1 protein-coding gene is annotated in these 552 nt (G+C 53.4%); it reads left to right on the top strand.

Annotation, left to right across the window (positions count from 1 at the left end; genetic code table 11):
• Positions 1-534 (top strand): IS30 family transposase (locus TQ39_RS19910; protein ID WP_156146458.1); only part of this gene is annotated, 534 nt, incomplete at its 5' end.
• Between the last annotated feature and the right edge of the window lie 18 nt (positions 535-552).

Genomic DNA, 552 nt, shown 5'->3' with positions numbered 1-552 from the left:
AAATACAGTAAGGGAAAGTCGATCCGCAAGAGGGACAAGTCGGTATACAGCCGTGAGGAAGCCGGGCATTGGGAAGCGGATACAGTGGTGAGTGGCCAGGGCAAAAGCAAAGCCTGCTTTGCCACCCTGGCGGAGCGCAAGACTCGGTTTTACATTGCCATGAAGATGTCGGACCGACGGGCGGAGACCATGGAGAACGCCATTGTCGCTGCATTGTCCGCTTTCCCTCCGCAACTGGTCAAGACCATTACCTGCGACCGGGGCACGGAGTTTGCCAACTGGCGCCGCATTGAAGAACGATTGCATTGCGAGGTCTATTTTGCCGACCCATATTGTGCCTGGCAGAAAGGTACAAACGAGAATCTGAACGGCCTGCTCCGGGAGTTTTATCCCAAGGGCAGGAACCTTTCCCGTGTTGCTCCCGCCACATTAAAACGAAACCTGGCGTTGTTGAACGCCAGGCCTCGCAAAGTTCTGTACTTCCATTCTGCTCAGGAATTATGGGACTTCGAGCTCAATTCCTGTTGCACTTAGTTTGACAATTCACTACAC

This window comes from Ruthenibacterium lactatiformans (genome assembly GCF_000949455.1).
GTDB classification, from domain to species: Bacteria; Bacillota; Clostridia; order Oscillospirales; family Ruminococcaceae; genus Ruthenibacterium; species Ruthenibacterium lactatiformans.
This window is presented reverse-complemented; position numbering and strand designations above follow the sequence as displayed.